This is a genomic window from Mesorhizobium sp. M0590, from assembly GCF_040320905.1.
Lineage (GTDB): Bacteria > Pseudomonadota > Alphaproteobacteria > Rhizobiales > Rhizobiaceae > Mesorhizobium.
Map to the genome: position 1 here is coordinate 39,974 of NZ_JAMYQN010000010.1, position 14,543 is coordinate 54,516.

Here is a 14,543-nt window from a genome sequence, read left to right on the forward strand (position 1 = left end):
GGAGAGAAAAGATGGCCGACGACAGTCCTTTCACCATCGATGCCGATTGGTTACAGAAGCGGCTCGGCGAACCCGGCCTGACGATTGTCGACGCGTCCTGGTATCTGCCGGCGCAAAAGCGTGACGCGCGCGCCGAGTACGACGTAGCGCATATTCCAGGTGCCCGCTTCCTCGACCAGGATGCGGTTTCGGACCCCGACGCGGCTCTGCCGCACACGCTGCCGTCGCCGCAGCATTTCGCGCAATATGTCGGCGCGATGGGTATTTCGGCCGATGACACGATTGTTGTCTATGACGGGCCAGGGTTCTTTTCTGCACCGCGCGCCTGGTGGTTGTTTCGCGTCATGGGCGTGTTCCAGGTCTATATACTCGACGGCGGCTTCGATCGTTGGAAAGCCGCCGGACGGCCGGTGACGGCGGAGCCGACGAAGATCGCGCCTTGCGTGTTTTATGCCAACTTCGATGCCGCCCGCGTCGCCAGCCTTGCCGACATGCGCCGGATCGTCGAGACGGGGGAGAGCCAGATCGCCGACGCGCGCTCGCCTGCCCGTTTTGCCGGCACCGAGCCGGAGCCGCGCCCCGGCATCCGCTCCGGCCATATGCCGGGCGCGCACAACGTGCCGTTTTCGGCGCTTTCGGAAAACGGCGAATTGTTGCCGAAGGACAGGCTGCGCAAAGTGATCGAAGGAGCCGGCATCGACCTGTCGAAGCCGGTCGTCACCTCCTGCGGGTCGGGCGTCACCGCGGCAGCCGTCACGCTAGCTTTGGAGACGCTTGGCCATGCCGACAACAGGCTTTATGACGGTTCATGGACCGAATGGGGCGGGCTTTCCGACACGCCTGTCGTGACGGGCAAGGACTGACGGTGATGGAAGACGGATCGCTGGAAGACATCGATGTCACCGTGACGTTTCTCGAAATGCATGTGCCGCCTGCCTATTCGCCGCCGCTGCCGTACAACCGCCAGATCGCGCTGCTCAAGACCAAAGACATTCCCCTGCATTTCTACCGCTATTTGATGGATCGGGTCGGCCGCAAATGGCACTGGGTCAATGTTTTGAGGCTGAGCGACGAGGAGCTTGCGGCGGGCATCCACCGCGAGGACCGCGACATCAGGGTGCTTTATCTGGATGGTGCGCCGGCCGGCTTCTTCGACCTCAAGCCGCATTTGCCGGAGGAAGTGGAACTCGCTTATTTCGGAATGATGGAGCACGCGACCGGGCAAGGCATCGGCCGCTGGTTCCTCGGTGCGGCAATCGCCGCAGCCTGGTCGCACGGGCCAAAGCGGGTGACGGTGCAGACCTGCACCCTCGATCACCCAGCAGCACTGCCGCTGTATCAAAAACTCGGCTTTACGCCAGTGGCGCAAAAAAAGGAGGTCGTACATCCGATGTCTTTTGCCGAGCGCGCGGCCAGCGTCATGCGGCCCTGATTTTCAGGCCCGTTCATCCGAGCTTCAGCTTGTCTTTGCAATGTCCCAGAGTCTCTGGATCAACACTCAAAGGCGAGCCCGACTTGAATGAGCTTGGCTCTTTCCATATCGCTATCGTCTAAAAATCGATGGGTGATGGAGGATCGCACGATGGCAATACGCGTGGTAATGGCCGGCGCGACCGGCTGGGTCGGCAAAGCGCTGGTTCCGGCGATCGGGGCGCAAGGCGACATGGCGCTGGCCGGGGCTGTATCACGCAGCGGCGCGGGGCAGGATTCCGGTCTGCTGGTTGGTATGCCGGCTAATGGTATTGCCGTTTCGGCCTCGCTGGCCGAGGCGCTGGAGGCGCCGTCGGACGTGCTGGTCGACTTCACCAAGCCGCATGTCGTGAAAGACCATGTGCTGCTCGCCATCGACAACGGACGGCACACGGTGATCGGCACGTCGGGACTGGGAGCTGCCGACTATGCCGAGATCGACGCCGCGGCGCGGGCCAATGGCGTCGGCGTTGTTGCCGCTGGCAACTTTTCCATCACCGCCACGCTGATGAAGCGGTTTGCACTTATGGCGGCAAAATACGTGCCGGATGTCGAGGTCATCGATTATGCTAGTGCAAAGAAGCCCGACGCGCCCTCCGGAACCGCACGAGAGCTTGCTGAAGCGCTGGCCGACATCCGCAAGGCCTCAACGGCAAAGCCGGTCTCCGAGGTCTCCGGCGTGCCGGCCACACGCGGTGGTGCGGTCGGCGCAGGCGAGGGGGTGCAAGTGCACGCGCTTCGCCTGCCGTCCTACATCCTGTCCTGCGAGGCGCTGTTCGGTCTGCCAGACGAGCGGCTGACCATACGCCACGACGCCGGCTCGTCCGCGGCGCCTTACGTGGCGGGCACGCTGCTCGCCATCAGACGGGTACAGCAGATCAAAGGTCTGGTTCGTGGTCTCGACGCGCTGATGGATTGATCCATTTCGGCAGGAATCGGGTGGGAAGCTCTGTCTTGCGAGCATAATTTCCGGTCGACGACACCGGAGATTTTGCCATGACGCTAAAATTCAAAGCCTTGCCAACCAATGCTGTCCGGGCACTTCAGCGCGGCGGGCCGGATGCTTATGGCTTGAAGCCAGAGCGGCAAATTTCGGATGGCGACGGCGTGCCTTGCCGTCATTGCTTGAAAAATATTGCTGTGGGAGAAGCCTATCTTGTTTTGGCCTATCGGCCTTTTCCGGAGCTGCAGCCTTATGCCGAAACGGGGCCGATCTTTCTGCATGCGAAAGAATGCGAACGCGCCGCCGAGGGGAAAATGCTTCCCGAAATGCTCGAAAGCAGCGATTACATTGTGCGTGGTTATGGCAAGGACGACCGCATCGTTTACGGCAGCGGCGGCGTCATTCCGACCGACGCAATTGCCGCACGGGCAGAGACGTTGTTCGAACGCGACGACATCGCTTACGTCCACATCCGCTCGGCGCGCAACAATTGCTATCAGTGCCGGATCGACCGCGCGTAACCGGACAGGCTGCACCGGCTTGGGGCTGTCGTACTCCCGTCGCATACAAGCGGTAGAAACACACTGTCGATCGATTTGCCGACCGCGGATGAACCGGCGGGAATTTTCGACAACCGAGGAAGCGGGGCTTTGGCTCCGCTTTTTTGTTGTCCGGTTATTCCGCGCGCCCGACACTTTTCAGTTTTTCGACATAAGAAAAAACCCGTCGGACGAATCCGACGGGCACTGGAGAGGCAGATTCGGACAGCTCAGGCGGCGAGAACGGCCTTCGGCTCGACCAGGTCGTAACCGAGCGCTTCGGCCACTGCGCGATTCGTGATCTTGCCCTTGTGGACGTTCAGCCCGTTGCGCAGATGGTGGTCGTCTACCAGCGCCTTGAGGCCCTTGTCGGCGAGCTGCAGGCCATAATGCAGCGTCGCATTATTGAGCGCGTGGGCCGAGGTGACCGGCACCGCACCCGGCATGTTGGCGACGCAATAGTGGATGACGCCATCGACCTCATAGGTCGGCTCGGCATGGGTGGTGGCGTGCGAGGTCTCGAAGCAGCCGCCCTGGTCGATGGCGACGTCGACCAGCACGGCGCCTTTCTTCATGCCCGACAGCATTTCGCGCGTCACCAGCTTTGGCGCTGCTGCCCCCGGGATCAGCACGGCGCCGACGACGATGTCAGCCGAAAAACATTCTTCCTCCAGCGCCTCGACGGTCGAGTAGCGGGTGTGGACGCGGCCGCCAAAGATGTCGTCGAGCTGACGCAGGCGCGGGATCGAGCGGTCAATGATGGTGACGTCGGCGCCAAGGCCGGCGGCCATCCGTGCAGCATGCAGGCCGACGACGCCGCCGCCGAGCACAGTGACCTTGCCGGGGAGCACGCCGGGCACGCCGCCAAGTAGCACGCCGCGGCCACCATTGGCCTTTTGCAGCGCCATTGCCCCCGCCTGGATCGACAGGCGGCCGGCGACTTCCGACATCGGTGCTAGCAGCGGCAGGCCGCCGCGCTCGTCGGTGACGGTCTCGTAAGCTATTGCGGTCACGCCGGAGGCCAGCAGACCCTTGGTCTGCTCCGGATCCGGAGCAAGATGCAGATAGGTATAGAGGATCTGGCCGTCGCGGAGCTGAACCCATTCGTTGGGCTGCGGCTCCTTGACCTTCACGATCATGTCAGACTTGGCAAAAACGTCGGCGGCCGTTTTGGCAATCGTGGCGCCGGCGGCGCGATACGCGTTGTCATCGGCGCCGATGCCGGCGCCGGCGCCGGTCTCGATCAGCACTTCATGGCCATGCGCGACATATTCACGGACCGAACCCGGTGTCAGGCCGACGCGGTATTCATGGTTCTTGATTTCCCGGGGGCAACCGACGCGCATCTTTTTCTCCTGATCCGGCCCTTTTAGGACCTGTTCCCTGTCTAGAGATAGTGAACCACGAATCGTTCGGTAAGTGTTTGCGAATGCGCTTGCCAGAGAGGCCACTGTTCGATAATCGTTGCGCAAAACATTAGAATTCTCGCAGGAACCCGCAAAAATGCCGCTCGACAGGATTGATATCGCCATTCTCGAGACGTTGCAGAAAGACGGGCGGATACCCAACGCAGCGCTCGCCGAGAAGGTTGGCCTGTCGCAGTCGGCCTGTTCGCGGCGGCTGGACAATCTGGAGAAGTCCGGAACCATCCGCGGCTATCACGCACGGCTGTCCAACGCTGCACTTGGGCACCAGATGACGGCGATCGTGCATATATCGCTGTCCGGGCAATTCGAGAAGACGTTGTCGGATTTCGAGGCAGCGATAAAGCGCTGCCCGAACGTCCTGTCCTGCCATTTGATGTCGGGCGAATATGACTACATCCTGCGCATCGCAGCAAAGGATCTCGTCGACTACGAACGCATCCACAAGGAGTGGCTGTCGGCAATGCCGCATGTGACGAAGATCAATTCGTCTTTTGCCTTGCGCGAAATCGTCGATCGCACGGCCGTGGGAATGAAACCTGAACTCGCCTAGGCCCCGAACTCGCCTAGGTGTTGACTGCCTCGGTCACCACACGGTCCATCGGAATGTCGTGCGGCTGCGGGTAGATGGTGACGATGCGCTGCAGTTCGTAGCCGACGCCGATGACCAGCGGTTTGAAGGGCATCGCGGCAAGCGTGCGATCGAAGAAGCCGCCGCCATAACCCAGGCGAAACTGCCCGGGATCGATGCCGACGATCGGCGAAATGACGATGTCGGGCAACACCGGATCACCCTCGGCCGGTATCGGGATATTCCAGACGCCCTTCTCCAGCCGGTCTCCGTGGGCATAGGCGCGAAAGACAAGCGGCCGGTCTTTCTCGACGACGACGGGCATCGCCGTGCGCCCGCCCCGCGCGTTAACGGTTTCCATCCACGGGCGCAGGTCCGGCTCGCCGCGAAACGGCCAATAGAGGCTGACCATGCGGCCGGCGATGTCGCCGATCACCGCGTCGAGCCCTTCGGCAATGCGCTGCGACATGGCTGTGCGCGTGTCGGCCGAAACGGCAAGGCGGGATACGATCAACCGCTCGCGCTCGGCCTTGCGCCAGCGCCTTACGTCGGTCCAGTCGGATAGCGGCGCTTGGAACTCCGGATCGAGCTCGTGCATAAAACAAGGCGGCGAGGCGTACTGCGCTGGGTCTTCATCTTCATTCCTAGCCATGCTTCACCTGCAATGTACTATTCCAACCAAGTCGTATCTGGGACGTAAGCTATATCCGGGAATGAGTCTGCAGCATGCGTATTCACGACATCAAGAGACGAGTCCCAGGCAGTTGCAGCGCAGGCATTGCTGCACTGCACAACGATACTTACATCAGCCTTGGCGAGAGGGATGAGTGAGATGAACATAGCCAACCATCACGTCGTCGTCGTAGGCGCCGGTTTCGGCGGCCTCGAATTCACCCGCGCACTTGCCGGCGCGCCGGTGCGCATCACCATGATCGACAGGCGCAATCATCACCTTTTTCAGCCGCTGCTCTACCAGGTGGCGACGACGGCCCTGGCCACCTCCGAAGTGGCTTGGCCGATCCGCCATCTCCTGCGCAGGCGCAAGGACGTGACGACGCTGCTTGCCACCGTGACTGGCATCGACCGCACCGGCAAGCGGGTGCTGCTGCAGGACGGCGGCACGGTCGCCTACGACACGCTGGTGCTGGCCACCGGTGCGCGGCACGCCTATTTCGGCCATGACGAATGGGAGCCGTTCGCGCCGGGCCTGAAGACACTGGAGGACGCCACCACCATTCGACGGCGTATTCTTTTGGCTTTCGAGCAGGCCGAGCGGGAAACCGATCCCGCCAAGCGCCAGGCACTGCTGACGCTGGCGATCGTCGGCGGCGGGCCGACCGGCGTGGAATTGGCCGGCACCATTGCCGAACTGGCGCATGACACGCTGCGCGGCGAGTTCCGCAACATCGACACGCGGCAGACGCGTGTGGCGCTGATTGAGGCCGGCGACCGCGTTCTTGCCAATTTCGCGCCGGAACTCTCCGATTATGCAATGAAGGCGCTCGAACGGCTCGGCGTGACCGTCGAACTCGGCCGGGCGGTTACGCGCTGCGATGCCGAGGGTGTCGTCTTCGGCGACAGGCATTTGCCGGCTAGGACAATCCTGTGGGCGGCGGGCGTCGCCGCTTCGCCGGCCGCCGAATGGCTCGGCGCGGCAGCGGACCGCGCGGGCAGGGTGCTTGTCGAGCCCGACCTCACTGTACCGGGAAACCCGGAGATTTTCGTCATCGGTGACGTAGCGCACGTCCTGCGACCGGATGGCCGGCTGGTGCCGGGCGTCGCGCCCGCCGCCAAGCAGCAGGGACGGCACGTCGCCACGGCGATCAAGGCAAGGCTTGCCGGTGACGCGACACCGCGTCCTTTCAGCTACAGGCATGACGGCGATTTGGCGACGATCGGCAAGCGCGCGGCGGCCATCGATTTCGGCTGGATCAAGCTTACCGGCCGGCTTGCCTGGTGGCTATGGGGCTTGGCGCATATTTACTTCCTGATCGGCTTTCGTAACCGGCTTGCGGTTTCCCTGAGTTGGCTATGGATCTACTTCACCGGTCAGCGCAGCGCGCGGCTGATCACCCAGGGCGACGACGATAAGGGCTGATTGTTCGCTGCCGGACATTCATCGGCGCGTCACCTCCTCTTGATGGAATCGGCTTCTGGACTCGGCTGGATTTCGGCGCGAAGCTTTGCTTCGGGCAGGACTTGTCACGTCGTGGAAGGAAGAGAGAACGAATGTCCCAATTGCGCCACCTCGTCTCACGCCGCGATTTCCTCGCCGGCGTTGCCGCCAGCGGAGCGCTGATCATGCTGCACCCGTTCTCCGCCCGGGCTCAAGCCAATCAGGCGCATCTGAGGATTATGGAGACGACCGACATCCACGTGAATGTGCTGCCTTACGACTACTACGCCGACAAAGCTAACGACACGATGGGGCTGTCGCGAACGGCATCGTTGATTGAAGCCGTGCGCAAGGAAGCAACCAACGCGATGCTGATCGATAATGGCGACCTTCTGCAAGGCAACCCGATGGGCGACTACATCGCCTACGAGAGGGGGATGAAGGATGGCGATCTGCATCCGGTCATGAAGGGCATGAACCTGCTCGGCTACGAATGCTCGACGCTCGGCAACCACGAGTTCAACTATGGCCTGTCGTTCATGGACAAGGTGCTGGCCGGTGCCAATTTCCCGTTTGTCTGCGCGAACCTGATCCGCGGCACGGAGCTCGCCGCGAACCCGCGCGACGACAAGCTTTATCTCAAGCCTTACGTCATCCTCGACAGGAACATCAAAGACGGGTCGGGCGCCGAGCAACCGATCAGGATCGGCATCATCGGCTTCGTGCCGCCGCAGATCATGGTCTGGGACCTGAAAAATCTCGAGGGCAGCGTCAAGACGCGCGACATCGTCGAGGCGGCCAAGGCGTGGGTGCCGCAAATGAAGGAAGAAGGCGCCGACATCGTCATTGCGCTCTCCCATTCCGGCATCGATGTGAAGCAAAGCGACATGATGGAGAATGCCTCCTTCTTCGTTGCCGGTGTCGAAGGTATCGATGCGGTGTTCACCGGCCACCAGCATCTGGTCTTCCCCGGCAAGAAGGACTTTCAGTCGCTGGACGCCGTCGATACGGCGAAAGGCACGTTGCAAGGCAAGCCCGCCGTCATGGCCGGCTTCTGGGGCTCGCACATGGGGCTGATCGATCTGTTGCTGGAGCGCGACGGATCGACGTGGAAAATCGTTTCGACGACCTCTGAGGCCAGGCCGATCTTTGAGCGGGTCGACAAGACGAACAAGCCGACCGTCGCGGACGACCAGCGCATCGTCGACGCGCTCAAACAGGACCACGAGGCGACGCTTGCCTATGTGCGCCGGCCGGTCGGCAAAACCTCGGCGCCGCTCTATTCCTATTTTGCGCTGGTCGCCGACGATCCATCGGTGCAGATCGTCAGCCAGGCGCAGACCTGGTACTTGAAGGACATCCTGAAGAACACAGAGTGGAAGGATATGCCGCTGTTGTCGGCGGCGGCACCGTTCAAGGCGGGCGGGCGCAACGGCGCCGACTATTACACCGACGTACCGGTGGGCGATATCGCCATCAAGAACGTCGCCGACCTCTACCTCTATCCAAACACGGTGCGCGCCGTCGAAATCACCGGGGCAGAGGTGAAGGAATGGCTGGAAATGTCGGCCGGCATCTTCAACCGGATCGAACCGGGCAAAGCCGACCAGGCGCTCATCAACACCGACTTCCCGTCTTATAATTTCGACGTGATCGACGGCGTCACCTACCGGATCGACCTGTCGCAGCCACCGAAATATGATTCGAAGGGCGGGCTGGTGAATGCTGGCTCGACCCGCATCATTGACTTGATGTTCGACGCCAAACCAATTGGTCCCAAGCGGAAATTCGTCGTCGCCACCAACAACTACCGAGCCGGCGGCGGCGGCAATTTCCCGGAGATCAATGCCTCGAAGATCATCTACGAAGCGCCCGACACCAACCGCGACGTGATCGTGCGCTATATCGTCAGCGAAGGCACCATCAACCTGTCGGCGGATGCCAACTGGTCGTTTGCGCCACTACCGGGAACCAGCGTCGTGTTCGAGACCGGCGCCAAGGCGAGAGAGTTTATTGCGCAAGTGAAGTCGCTGACGATCGAGCCGGCGGGCGAGGGCGAAGCGGGGTTTTCCAAGTACCGCATCACGCTTTGAGGCAAGGATTTGAGCGTCGGCTCGAAACTGTCTCAGCGTTAAGATACTGTCCCGATACGGCCAATCCGTTTGAGACAGGGGGCCTCTTCAAGCAGGTGGTGCGAAACGCCGCTTGACGGCGGCATGACCAGATCCAGCGTGTCCGTCGAAATCCCACCGGAATAATCGTGTGGCAGTTGGTCGATCGAGGCGGGAAGCGGTCGTCGAAGCCGAGCGGGGTTATCTTTCCAAGGCGCCCTGCAGCGGTAGCGCCATTCTGGCCAGCAAGCATCGCAGCGGACAGACCAAAGGCCGTTAAAATTCGGGGAGGGTCCCAGCAGGGCCGGAATCACTATGGTTGCAAGCATCCATATGCGCTAGTTTTAGCCATGCGTTATGTCATCATCATCACGACCGTCACCTTTTTCCTGATCTGGGACGGCATTTACAACCAAGGCCGCTACCTCGACAGGATCATCAGGGAGGTGACCCGCGTCGTGCACTATGTAACCAGCATGGTGTAGTTTCTCTTTTTCGCCACGGTTCGCCGACGCGACATCCTGCCGATTGACGGCACGCTCCCGCTGACACAAAAGAACGCCGGTCCAACGGTCCAGGAGGCTGGGTTGATCCGGCATATCGTTTTCTTCAGCGCACGGCGTAAAGTGGACGTCGAGGCAGTGCGTACGGGTCTGCTGGCGCTCGGCAAGATACCCCACTCGCGCCATTTCGAGGTGATGCTCAACACCAAGGTCGACCCGCTCTCGGATGAAATCGATGTGGTCGTCTATGCCGAGTTCGAGGGCGAGGCAGCGCTCGCCGCCTACAAGGCGCATCCGCTCTATGCAGAGACCACCAGCCGGGTCAAACCTCTGCGCGAATTGCGTTATTCGGCCGACATCGTTGCAAGTTGACGAGCCGCCGTCCCCTACGCGCTGATGTGGTCTTTCCGCTGAGGCGTCGGCCAAGCCCTTGAACCATTTTCAGGAATGAGGCACATCGCGCGGGACATGACAGAGAACACCCCCGCAAGCCCTCATCCGCTCGATCACCTGGTGCTGCCGACCGCGAGCCTCGATGTTGCGCGGGCGCGCTTGACCTTGCTCGGCTTTACCGTTGCGCCGACAGGTATCCACCCTTTCGGAACCGAAAACTGCTGTGTCTTCCTCACCGACGGCACCTATCTCGAGCCGCTCGCGGTCGCTGACCGGCAGGCCGCGGCAACGGCGATCGCGAACCGCAATGTCTTTGTCGTGCGTGATCGCACGTATCGCGAAGAAAACGGCGATGAAGGATTTTCTGCCGTGGCGCTGGGCACCGAAAGCGCCGCCGCGGACCACGCGCGCTTCATCGAAGCCGGTCTGTCGGCGGGAGACGCGCTAAGCTTTTCGCGCGCCTTCACCGATGCGACGGGAAAGAGCGACACCGCATCGTTCAAACTGGCCTTCGCGGCTACAGGCAAGCCAACGGACGCTTTTCTCTTCGCCTGCGGGCGGATCAATGCGCCGAACGTCGACCGCACTGCGTTGCAGGCCCACGCTAATGGCGCAACCGGCATTGTCGAAATCGTGGCAGTCAGTGGCGAACCCTTCGAACAAGGCCGTTTGATTTCGATCGCAGCCGGAATCGAGGCGCAGGGCGGCGGCACTGTCTATGAGCTGCCGAATGCCGTCGTGACCGTTCTGGATCCTGCAGCCTATTCGGCACGCTTCGGCATTCCTGCCGGCGCGCCATCTGAACTCCGCTTTGCTGGGATCGTCTTTTCGATTAGGCACGGCGACGCCGTCGCCAAGTTGCTTGCAGCCAGTTCCGTCGAGCACCACATGCGCGGCGGTGATATCATCGTGCCGCCGGCGCCAGGGCAGGGCGCAGCCTTCATCTTCCGGGAGATCGCATGAACAAGCTCAATCCACTGATGCCAAACTCCTCCGTTGCGGTCGGCAAGGTCATTTTCGGCAACAGCGCGCCCCTATCGCTGATCGCCGGTCCATGCCAGCTGGAATCGCGGCAGCACGCTTTCGACATGGCTGGTGCGCTAAAGGAATTGACTGAAAGGCTCGGCATCGGACTCGTCTACAAGACCAGCTACGACAAGGCCAATCGCACCTCGCTCGGCGGCACGCGCGGTGCCGGACTTGAAGCGGCAATGCCGATCTTCGACGATTTGCGCAACAATTTTTCGCTGCCGATCCTGACCGACGTCCACACTGAGGAACAATGCGCGATCGTCGCGCCGCATGTCGACATTCTGCAGATTCCTGCCTTCCTCAGCCGGCAGACCGATTTGCTGATTGCTGCGGCAAGAACCGGCAAGGTGGTCAATGTGAAGAAGGGGCAATTCCTCGCGCCGTGGGACATGAAGAACGTCGTCGCCAAAATCATCGGCTCCGGCAACGCCAATGTCTTGGTCACCGAGCGCGGCGCATCCTTTGGTTACAACACCCTGGTGTCCGACATGCGGGCGCTGCCGATCATGGCCGAGATCGGCGCGCCAGTGATTTTCGATGCCACCCATTCCGTGCAGCAGCCGGGTGGGCAGGGCGGTTCGTCCGGAGGCGACCGGCGCTTTGTCGAGACGCTGGCGCGCGCGGCCGTCGCGGTTGGCGTCGCCGGCGTCTTCATCGAGACGCACCAGGACCCCGACAACGCGCCTTCCGACGGTCCCAACATGGTGCCGCTAAAGGATCTTCCCGCATTGCTTGAACGGCTGATGGCGTTCGATCGCATTGCCAAAAGCGTGGGTTGAACCAGCAGTTGCGCCACAGCAGCGCGGCCAAGAAAACTTTGAAGAATTTCGAACCCGCCTGGAACCTTAGCCCGCGGCCCTCATTGTCAAAATCTAATGTCAACGACGACGAGGAGCACACCATGACGACCCAGACGGGACACACCGAAGCCATCGCCGCTTCGCGGGTTATCGGCACATCGGTCTACAATACGGAAGGCACTCATATCGGCGACATCGAGGATGTCATGCTCGACAAACTGTCGAACGGAATCATGTTTGCCGTGATCGGTTTTGGCGGATTTCTCGGCATCGGCGAGAAATACCACGCCATTCCGTGGGCGAGCCTTGACTATGATGAGAACAAGGGCGGCTATGTCGTGCCGTTCACCAAAGACCAGCTGATGGCCGCTCCTTCCTATTCGATCAACGAGCTGACCGGCGCCGACGGCGAGGCCGCGCGTGACGCCTCATACAACTACTACAAGGTCGAGCCTTACTGGCACTGACCTTACTGGCACTGACTAAGTCTCCTGGAATCAAAAAGGCCCCCGGGAAATCGGGGGCCTTCGATGTGGCGGGATGCTACTGCGCAATCTGCAGGGCCGGCAAAGGCGACGATCCCTGCGGGGGTTGCTGATTGTCGCACGACGTCAGGAACGCAGCCGCGATCAGGAACAAACTCACAATACCGCTCAACTGGGACATGGCGAAACTCCTCCTGTTTCGCCCCGCGCGACAACAGCCATAAACCAGAAACCGGCATGCCGCGTATGACAAATGATGACAGCGCTTCGTGCTTCGTGAATCCGTAGCGCACGGGCAATATTTGCAAGTGCCCCGATTGCGTTTTGCGGCGCTTTGGCTAAGAGGTGCGCGACGCTTCAATCGATCAATCGGGGACATCGCAATGACGGCCATCATCGACATTGTCGGGCGTGAAATCCTGGACAGCCGCGGAAATCCGACCGTCGAGGTCGACATCGTGCTCGAAGACGGCTCGATGGGTCGCGCCGCGGTGCCGTCCGGCGCCTCGACCGGCGCGCATGAGGCGGTCGAACTGCGCGATGGCGGCCCCCGCTATCTCGGCAAGGGCGTGCTCACGGCGGTCGAGGCGGTGAACGGCGAGCTGTTCGAGGCGATCGGCGGCATGGAGGCAGAGAATCAGATCCATATCGACCAGACCATGATCGAGCTCGATGGTACGCCCAACAAGAGCCGGCTCGGCGCCAATGCCATCCTCGGCGTGTCGCTGGCTGTGGCCAAGGCCGCGGCCGAAGCGGCCGACCTGCCGCTCTATCGTTATGTCGGCGGCACCAAGGCCCATGTGCTGCCGGTGCCTATGATGAACATCATCAATGGCGGCGCGCATGCCGACAACCCGATCGATTTCCAGGAATTCATGATCCTGCCGATCGGCGCGCCGACGCTACGCGACGGCGTGCGCTGGGGCTCGGAGATCTTTCATACGCTGCGAAAGAAGCTGAAGGACGCCGGCCATAACACCAATGTCGGCGACGAGGGCGGCTTTGCCCCCAACCTGAAGAGCGCGCCGGCCGCGCTCGACTTCATCATGGAATCGATCGAGCAGGCTGGCTTCAAGCCCGGCGAGGAGGTTGCGCTAGGCCTCGACTGCGCGGCGACCGAATTCTTCAAGGATGGCAACTACGTCTATGAAGGCGAGAGGAAAACCCGCGACCCGAAGGCGCAGGCCAAATATCTAGCCAAACTCGCTGCCGACTACCCGATCATCACCATTGAGGACGGCCTGGCCGAGGATGACTGGGACGGTTGGAAAATACTGACTGATCTCATCGGCAAGCAAACGCAGCTGGTTGGCGACGATCTGTTCGTCACCAACACGGCGCGGCTGCGCGACGGCATCCGCATGGGTGTCGCCAATTCGATCCTGGTCAAGGTCAACCAGATCGGCTCGCTTACCGAAACGCTCGACGCCGTCGAGACCGCGCACAAGGCCGGCTATACCGCGGTGATGTCGCACCGCTCGGGCGAGACCGAGGATTCGACCATCGCCGACCTCGCCGTTGCCACCAATTGCGGGCAGATCAAGACGGGCTCGCTGTCGCGCTCGGATCGCATGGCCAAGTACAACCAGCTCATCCGCATTGAGGAGGAGCTCGGCAAGCAGGCGCGATACGCCGGCAAGTCGATCGTGAAAAGCTGATTTCGAGAGAAAATCCGTGGCGGCGAGGGCGGGGACATTCCCGCCCTTTTTTGCTTCCAGCCTCTGATTCCAACAGGCTGTAACCGTCCATTAAGCACAATCGGGCGACAAAGGCGGCGTAGAGGATTCGGACCATGTGGACACGCCAGCACAAGCAAAGAAACACCGGCCGGCTGATCATCCCCTCGCTCTGCGTGGTGTTCCTGACTTATTTCGGTTTCCATGCCTATCATGGCGAGTTCGGCATCTATTCCAAGTATCAGCTCGAAGCTGAGACTGCCGAATTGCAGGGCAGGCTCGATGCCGTCAGGGCGCGCCGGATCGATCTCGAGCGCCGCGTTCAGCTGATGCATGAGGGCACGCTGGAGAAGGACATGCTGGACGAGCAGGCGCGCAAGGCGCTTAATCTGTCTCACGCCGACGAGATCACCATCATGCTGCCGGTCGCAAGATAACCTGATCTCAGTTAATCAGCGATATTTGCAATGATTTTAATTG

17 protein-coding genes are annotated in these 14,543 nt (G+C 61.3%); 14 read left to right on the top strand and 3 right to left on the bottom strand.

The annotated features are described in order from the left end of the window. The first annotated feature begins 11 nt into the window (after positions 1 to 11). The 4 genes from sseA (at position 12) to NKI52_RS17880 (ending at position 2,934) form a co-directional block, all read left to right on the top strand. Complete coding sequence (gene sseA / locus NKI52_RS17865; protein WP_352698822.1) at positions 12 to 863, top strand: 3-mercaptopyruvate sulfurtransferase; 852 nt, start codon at positions 12 to 14, stop codon at positions 861 to 863. A gap of 5 nt (positions 864 to 868) precedes the next feature. Then, positions 869 to 1,432 carry a GNAT family N-acetyltransferase gene (locus NKI52_RS17870; RefSeq protein ID WP_352448953.1) on the top strand — a complete coding sequence of 188 codons (564 nt, stop codon included), beginning with the start codon at positions 869 to 871 and terminating at the stop codon, positions 1,430 to 1,432. Between the two features lie 150 nt (positions 1,433 to 1,582). Then, entirely contained in the window at positions 1,583 to 2,389 is an 807-nt protein-coding gene (dapB, locus tag NKI52_RS17875; protein ID WP_352448952.1) for a 4-hydroxy-tetrahydrodipicolinate reductase, read from the top strand. 77 nt (positions 2,390 to 2,466) lie between these two features. Further along, positions 2,467 to 2,934, top strand: coding sequence for a DUF1203 domain-containing protein (locus NKI52_RS17880; protein WP_352457506.1), 468 nt, complete (start codon positions 2,467 to 2,469; stop codon positions 2,932 to 2,934). Positions 2,935 to 3,182: 248 nt separating this feature from the next. Here NKI52_RS17880 and ald read toward each other — a convergent pair whose 3' ends face one another. Continuing rightward, positions 3,183 to 4,298, bottom strand: a complete 1,116-nt coding sequence (ald, locus tag NKI52_RS17885; protein ID WP_352698825.1) for an alanine dehydrogenase — start codon at positions 4,296 to 4,298, stop codon at positions 3,183 to 3,185. A 157-nt stretch (positions 4,299 to 4,455) separates the two neighbouring features. On the opposite strand from ald, the gene NKI52_RS17890 reads away from it, so the two are divergent. Next, positions 4,456 to 4,929: an Lrp/AsnC family transcriptional regulator gene (locus tag NKI52_RS17890; RefSeq protein ID WP_023675099.1), complete on the top strand. Its 474-nt coding sequence runs from the start codon at positions 4,456 to 4,458 to the stop codon at positions 4,927 to 4,929. 13 nt (positions 4,930 to 4,942) lie between these two features. On the opposite strand, the gene NKI52_RS17895 is transcribed toward NKI52_RS17890, so the two are convergent. Beyond that, positions 4,943 to 5,599 (bottom strand): 5-formyltetrahydrofolate cyclo-ligase, encoded by a 657-nt coding sequence (locus tag NKI52_RS17895; RefSeq protein WP_352457505.1) that lies wholly within the window; start codon positions 5,597 to 5,599, stop codon positions 4,943 to 4,945. A 180-nt stretch (positions 5,600 to 5,779) separates the two neighbouring features. On the opposite strand from NKI52_RS17895, the gene NKI52_RS17900 reads away from it, so the two are divergent. From NKI52_RS17900 to NKI52_RS17930, 7 genes are all read left to right on the top strand, one after another. Next, positions 5,780 to 7,045 carry an NAD(P)/FAD-dependent oxidoreductase gene (locus NKI52_RS17900; protein ID WP_352698827.1) on the top strand — a complete coding sequence of 422 codons (1,266 nt, stop codon included), beginning with the start codon at positions 5,780 to 5,782 and terminating at the stop codon, positions 7,043 to 7,045. A gap of 131 nt (positions 7,046 to 7,176) precedes the next feature. Beyond that, a complete protein-coding gene (locus tag NKI52_RS17905) occupies positions 7,177 to 9,156 on the top strand; it encodes a bifunctional 2',3'-cyclic-nucleotide 2'-phosphodiesterase/3'-nucleotidase (RefSeq protein WP_352636696.1) in 1,980 nt (659 codons plus the stop codon). A 368-nt stretch (positions 9,157 to 9,524) separates the two neighbouring features. Then, positions 9,525 to 9,659, top strand: a complete 135-nt coding sequence (locus tag NKI52_RS17910) for a hypothetical protein (protein ID WP_352577845.1) — start codon at positions 9,525 to 9,527, stop codon at positions 9,657 to 9,659. A 102-nt stretch (positions 9,660 to 9,761) separates the two neighbouring features. Then, on the top strand, positions 9,762 to 10,049 hold the full coding sequence (locus tag NKI52_RS17915) for a Dabb family protein (RefSeq protein ID WP_352698829.1): 288 nt from the start codon (positions 9,762 to 9,764) through the stop codon (positions 10,047 to 10,049). A 96-nt stretch (positions 10,050 to 10,145) separates the two neighbouring features. Beyond that, complete coding sequence (locus NKI52_RS17920; RefSeq protein ID WP_352699025.1) at positions 10,146 to 11,033, top strand: VOC family protein; 888 nt, start codon at positions 10,146 to 10,148, stop codon at positions 11,031 to 11,033. Then, complete coding sequence (gene kdsA / locus NKI52_RS17925; RefSeq protein WP_352698831.1) at positions 11,030 to 11,881, top strand: 3-deoxy-8-phosphooctulonate synthase; 852 nt, start codon at positions 11,030 to 11,032, stop codon at positions 11,879 to 11,881. Before NKI52_RS17920 ends, kdsA begins: the two co-directional genes overlap by 4 nt. Positions 11,882 to 12,003: 122 nt before the next feature. Continuing rightward, a complete protein-coding gene (locus NKI52_RS17930; RefSeq protein ID WP_023675091.1) occupies positions 12,004 to 12,369 on the top strand; it encodes a PRC-barrel domain-containing protein in 366 nt (121 codons plus the stop codon). A 76-nt stretch (positions 12,370 to 12,445) separates the two neighbouring features. Here NKI52_RS17930 and NKI52_RS17935 read toward each other — a convergent pair whose 3' ends face one another. Then, positions 12,446 to 12,568 (bottom strand): hypothetical protein, encoded by a 123-nt coding sequence (locus NKI52_RS17935; protein ID WP_084642452.1) that lies wholly within the window; start codon positions 12,566 to 12,568, stop codon positions 12,446 to 12,448. A 202-nt stretch (positions 12,569 to 12,770) separates the two neighbouring features. On the opposite strand from NKI52_RS17935, the gene eno reads away from it, so the two are divergent. Then, positions 12,771 to 14,045, top strand: coding sequence for a phosphopyruvate hydratase (gene eno / locus NKI52_RS17940; protein ID WP_352698833.1), 1,275 nt, complete (start codon positions 12,771 to 12,773; stop codon positions 14,043 to 14,045). 134 nt (positions 14,046 to 14,179) lie between these two features. Continuing rightward, a complete protein-coding gene (locus NKI52_RS17945; RefSeq protein ID WP_023675088.1) occupies positions 14,180 to 14,500 on the top strand; it encodes an FtsB family cell division protein in 321 nt (106 codons plus the stop codon). The last annotated feature ends 43 nt before the right edge of the window (positions 14,501 to 14,543 follow it).

Excerpts from the sequence above, each read along its gene's own strand:
- sseA (WP_352698822.1), top strand. The coding sequence starts at position 12 with ATGGCCGACGACAGTCCTTTCACCATCGATGCCGATTGGTTACAGAAG.
- NKI52_RS17870 (WP_352448953.1), top strand. The coding sequence starts at position 869 with ATGGAAGACGGATCGCTGGAAGACATCGATGTCACCGTGACGTTTCTC.
- dapB (WP_352448952.1), top strand. The coding sequence starts at position 1,583 with ATGGCAATACGCGTGGTAATGGCCGGCGCGACCGGCTGGGTCGGCAAA.
- NKI52_RS17880 (WP_352457506.1), top strand. The coding sequence starts at position 2,467 with ATGACGCTAAAATTCAAAGCCTTGCCAACCAATGCTGTCCGGGCACTT.
- ald (WP_352698825.1), bottom strand. The coding sequence starts at position 4,298 with ATGCGCGTCGGTTGCCCCCGGGAAATCAAGAACCATGAATACCGCGTC.
- NKI52_RS17890 (WP_023675099.1), top strand. The coding sequence starts at position 4,456 with ATGCCGCTCGACAGGATTGATATCGCCATTCTCGAGACGTTGCAGAAA.
- NKI52_RS17895 (WP_352457505.1), bottom strand. The coding sequence starts at position 5,599 with ATGGCTAGGAATGAAGATGAAGACCCAGCGCAGTACGCCTCGCCGCCT.
- NKI52_RS17900 (WP_352698827.1), top strand. The coding sequence starts at position 5,780 with ATGAACATAGCCAACCATCACGTCGTCGTCGTAGGCGCCGGTTTCGGC.
- NKI52_RS17905 (WP_352636696.1), top strand. The coding sequence starts at position 7,177 with ATGTCCCAATTGCGCCACCTCGTCTCACGCCGCGATTTCCTCGCCGGC.
- NKI52_RS17910 (WP_352577845.1), top strand. The coding sequence starts at position 9,525 with ATGCGTTATGTCATCATCATCACGACCGTCACCTTTTTCCTGATCTGG.
- NKI52_RS17920 (WP_352699025.1), top strand. The coding sequence starts at position 10,146 with ATGACAGAGAACACCCCCGCAAGCCCTCATCCGCTCGATCACCTGGTG.
- kdsA (WP_352698831.1), top strand. The coding sequence starts at position 11,030 with ATGAACAAGCTCAATCCACTGATGCCAAACTCCTCCGTTGCGGTCGGC.
- NKI52_RS17930 (WP_023675091.1), top strand. The coding sequence starts at position 12,004 with ATGACGACCCAGACGGGACACACCGAAGCCATCGCCGCTTCGCGGGTT.
- NKI52_RS17935 (WP_084642452.1), bottom strand. The coding sequence starts at position 12,568 with ATGTCCCAGTTGAGCGGTATTGTGAGTTTGTTCCTGATCGCGGCTGCG.
- eno (WP_352698833.1), top strand. The coding sequence starts at position 12,771 with ATGACGGCCATCATCGACATTGTCGGGCGTGAAATCCTGGACAGCCGC.
- NKI52_RS17945 (WP_023675088.1), top strand. The coding sequence starts at position 14,180 with ATGTGGACACGCCAGCACAAGCAAAGAAACACCGGCCGGCTGATCATC.